This window comes from Micromonospora sp. DT44, assembly GCF_049841635.1.
GTDB lineage: Bacteria > Actinomycetota > Actinomycetes > Mycobacteriales > Micromonosporaceae > Micromonospora.
The window spans coordinates 1-4,035 of record NZ_JBNCKS010000098.1; the positions used below are offsets into that span (position 1 = coordinate 1).

Sequence of the window (4,035 nt, forward strand, 5' to 3'; positions counted from 1 at the left end):
TCCAGCAGTTCCCGCTGACCGGTTTCGAGCACCAGTGGTGCGGCAGCACGTGTCACATCCAGAGTCTACTACTACGGATAGCTATTTACGAGACGGAACACTAGCGGCTCATCCATGCCGCGTGTCGGGCGCGACCATGCCGCGTCACACGATCACCACCCCGGTCCACGCACAACTCGTTAGTCTCTCCATCGATCCAATAGGTTTGTCCGGCGTCGATAAAGGTTGGCTCTTGCAGGTAGAACCAGTGATCCAGCACATTGACAAGCGTCAGCCGGTCAGCAGTCACACGATTCACCACGGCACCTCGTCGAGCAGACATCGCACTGCACATACCTCTTGATCATATGCCGGCCGATGCTCCCACAGTCCGCACACGGAGGTCGGCCAGTGCCGCATCGACCGCGTCCGCCAGCTCCCTGGGGTCGTCGCGGCGGCTGTCTGCTCGCTGCGGCACCGGATGTCGATGCTGTCGGCACTACCCACGCCTGAGGTCACCCAGGCGTTGCCGATGAAGCCCTCAAGCACCGAGATTGCTGATTCTCCTGGCGGCGCGGTAGTGGATGCCACGGTCTGTTCAAACCCGTCGATTTTAGCCCTAGGATCGGACCATGGGGGTCGGCGGCGCGGCGGCGGAGTTTCGCGTTCTGGGTGGTGTCGAGGCAACAGTTGGTGCTGAGCCACTCGATTTAGGCCCTGCCCGGCGGCGAAGTGTGTTGGCGGCTCTACTGGCCGATGTAAATCGGGTGGTGTCGGTCGGCCAACTGATCGATCGCGTGTGGGGAGAGCGTCCTCCACGACGGGCACAAGGGACACTTTACAGTTATGTCTCCCGTTTACGGCGGGCTCTGGCTCCTGCCGCAGCCGACGCCCGTGTGCAACGGCGTACCAACGGCTACGTCCTGGTTGTCGATGCCTCCGCTGTGGACCTTTGCCGCTTCCGCAGTCTGGTAGCGCAGGCCCGCACGGTCGAGGACGACGACAATGCCGCAGCCTTGTTCGAGCAGGCGCTCGGGCTGTGGCGGGGCGAGAGCTTCGCCGGCTTGGACACGCCGTGGTTCAACACCCTGCGGGCGGCCCTGCACCGGGAACGCCTCGCGGCCGAAACTGAGCTGAGCGATCTCCACCTACGGCTCGGCCGACACGCGGGGCTGTTGGCCGAGTTGCCCACCCGGGTGGAGTCGCACCCGCTGGACGAGCGGCTGGCCGGCCAGCTCATGCTGGCGTTCTACCGCAGTGGGCGGGCCGCGGACGCGCTGTCCCACTATCGGCACGTTCGCGAGCGGCTAGCGCAGGAGTTGGGCAGCGAACCCGGCCCTGCCCTGCAACAGCTCCATCAGCAGATTCTCACCGCCGACCCGGCACTGGCACTCCCTGCTTCGCAGATCGCCCGGGGCGCCGAGGCGCCTGCCATGGTGCCCCGTCAGCTACCCGCTGACGTCACCGGGTTCGCCGGCCGCCATGAGCACCTCAGCCACTTGGACAGGCTCCTGTCCCAGCCAGCTGCCGCTCGAGTCGGGTCCGTGCCCGTGGACGGTCACGACAGGCGCGCGGAGGCTGCGAATGATGGTGTGGGGGGTGGGCCGACGGCGGTAGTGGTCTCCACTGTGTCTGGTACCGCGGGAGTCGGCAAAACCGCCTTGGCGGTGCACTGGGCGCACACCGTCGCGTATCGGTTTCCCGACGGGCAGTTGTACGTCAACCTGCGCGGGTTCGACCCGACCGGGCAGGCGATGGACCCGGCTGAGGCGATTCGGGGATTCCTTGACGCCCTCGGCGTACCCTTCGAACGCATCCCACGCGGCCTCGACGCCCAGATCGGGCTATATCGCAGCCTGACCGCCGACAAGTACCTGTTGATCCTGCTCGACAACGCCTGCGACACCGAACAGATTCGCCCGCTGCTGCCCGCCACCGGCACCTGCCTGGCCGTCGTGACCAGCCGTAACCCACTGACCGGACTGATCGCCACTCACGGCGCCCACCCACTGATGCTCGACGTACTACCCGACGACGAAGCCCGCGAGGTGCTCGTCCGCCGCCTCGGCACCGAACGGGTCAACGCCGACCCCACCGCCACCGGCCACATCGTTACCGCTTGCGCCCGGCTCCCCCTGGCGTTGGCAATCGCCGCCGCCCGCGCCCAGCAGACCCGCTTCCCGCTCGCCGTGATGGCGTCCGAACTGCACGGCATCGAGCAACGCCTCGACACCCTCGACGCTGGAGATCCCACCGGCCAGATCCGGGCGGTTTTCTCTTGGTCCTACACTGCCCTCAGTCCGCCCGCAGCCCGGCTTTTCCGACTTCTCGGCCTCCACCCCGGCCCCGACATCGACACCACTGCGGCCGCCAACCTCGCCGGCCACAACCTGTCACAGGCACAGCGGCTGTTGGCCGAACTGATCCGGGCCAGCCTACTCACCGAACACGCACCTGGTCGGTACACCTTCCACGACCTGCTACGCGCCTACGCCACCGAACTCACCCACGCCCTCGACACCGACCAGGACCGCCACGCCGCCGCCACCCGGGTCCTGGACTACTACCTGCACACCGCACACACCGGTGAGCGGCTGTTGTATCCGACCCGGCATCCGATCAACCTCACCCCGGCGGACCCGCAGGTCATCCCGCGTCCCCTCGCCGACGGCCGTCAGGCGATGCGCTGGTTCAGCACCGAACGCCTCGTACTGCTCGCCACCGTCGAACACGCCGCCGCGACCGGCTTCGACGCACATGCCTGGCAGCTCTCCTGGACCCTGAACACCTTTTTCCTCCGCCGAGGCCACTGGCACGACCTGGTTACCGCCGGACGCACCGCTGTCACCGCCGCACACCGACTCGGCGACCCTGATGCACGACTGAGCACCCACCGCCTTCTCGCCGACGCCTACACAGCCCTGCACCGTTTCGACGACGCCCATGTCCAGTTGCAACACGCACTCAGCGTGGGCGTCGAGACCGGAGACCGCGCCGGTCAGGGAAACACCCACCTCAGCCTGGGGCGAATGTGGGAACGGCGGGGTGACCCCCGCCGAGCCCTCGACCACTGCTGCCTCGCCCTTGATCTCTTCCAGGCCAGCGGGGACCAGGTCGGGAAAGCCAGGGCTCTCAACGGGATCGGCTGGTGCCACGCTCTGCTCGGCGACAACGAACAGGCTCTCACCGCCGCCCGCCAGGCCCTTATCTTGAACCAGGATCTCCACAACCGCCCCAGCCAGGCCAATACCTGGGACACCATCGGCTACGCCCACCACCAACTGGGCCACCACGCCGAGGCCATCACCTGTTACCAGAACGCCCGCACCCTGTTCCACGACCTCGGCAACCGACTCCTCGAGGCACAGACGCTGACCCGCCTCGGCGACACCCACCACACCATCGGCGACTCATCTGCAGCCCGTCGCGCCTGGCAGGAAGCCCTCAGCATCCTTGACGACCTCCACCACCCCTCCGCCGAAACCCTGCGTGCCAAATTGAACCGCCGGGCCGATACCTGACTCAGACCGAGAGAGCGGACCTGCTGCCGCCCTTCTCCGCACGGCGGCGACCAGGTCCGGACACGGACGACACGCCACCGGGCGCGCATACCACACCGGCTCGTACCGGAGTCGATCATGCTGCCGAGGCCGGAGGCCGCCGGCGGGTGGGCGCGCAAGTTTCGCGCAAGGTTCGTGCAATGCCGGACGTCGATGGTGAAGCTTCCATCTCCGGTCCGTCACGGACCGCCGGCTCCGAGGAGAGTCATGAAAACCATCACCCGGATCGGCGACGCGTTGCTGAGCCGCCTCGCCCCCCGCATGCAGGCCGACGCCGCCTGCGTCTTCTCCGGCTGGGCCGGGCCCTGCCGCGTCGTGACCTCCGGCTGCCGGGTGCAGTGCCTGGCCGACTACGACAACTGCCCCAGCAGGTGGGTCTGCGCTTGAGCCGACCGGCGGGTGGCCCGGTCGGCAGACCGGGCCACCCCCCCCCCCCCTGGCCCCCCCCGCCCCCCAAACCACAGGAGCCGGCAAGTCCCACACCGCCGCGGCGGTG

At 67.7% G+C, this 4,035-nt stretch carries 3 protein-coding genes; 2 read left to right on the plus strand and 1 reads right to left on the minus strand.

Annotation, left to right across the window (positions count from 1 at the left end):
- Nucleotides 1-100: 100 nt before the first annotated feature.
- Entirely contained in the window at nucleotides 101-298 is a 198-nt protein-coding gene (locus ACLQ25_RS31555; protein ID WP_425734379.1) for a hypothetical protein, read from the minus strand.
- A 313-nt stretch (nucleotides 299-611) separates the two neighbouring features.
- On the opposite strand from ACLQ25_RS31555, the gene ACLQ25_RS31560 reads away from it, so the two are divergent.
- Together ACLQ25_RS31560 and ACLQ25_RS31565 are read left to right on the plus strand one after the other, a co-directional pair.
- Nucleotides 612-3,500, plus strand: a complete 2,889-nt coding sequence (locus ACLQ25_RS31560; protein WP_425734380.1) for an AfsR/SARP family transcriptional regulator — start codon at nucleotides 612-614, stop codon at nucleotides 3,498-3,500.
- A gap of 246 nt (nucleotides 3,501-3,746) precedes the next feature.
- The gene (locus ACLQ25_RS31565; protein WP_425734381.1) at nucleotides 3,747-3,926 is read left to right on the plus strand and encodes a hypothetical protein; all 180 of its coding nucleotides are present in this window, start codon (nucleotides 3,747-3,749) and stop codon (nucleotides 3,924-3,926) included.
- The last annotated feature ends 109 nt before the right edge of the window (nucleotides 3,927-4,035 follow it).

What these genes read in the sequence shown, in the direction of transcription:
- ACLQ25_RS31565 (WP_425734381.1), top strand. Translation starts at nt 3,747, where the DNA reads ATGAAAACCATCACCCGGATCGGCGACGCGTTGCTGAGCCGCCTCGCC.
- ACLQ25_RS31560 (WP_425734380.1), top strand. Translation starts at nt 612, where the DNA reads ATGGGGGTCGGCGGCGCGGCGGCGGAGTTTCGCGTTCTGGGTGGTGTC.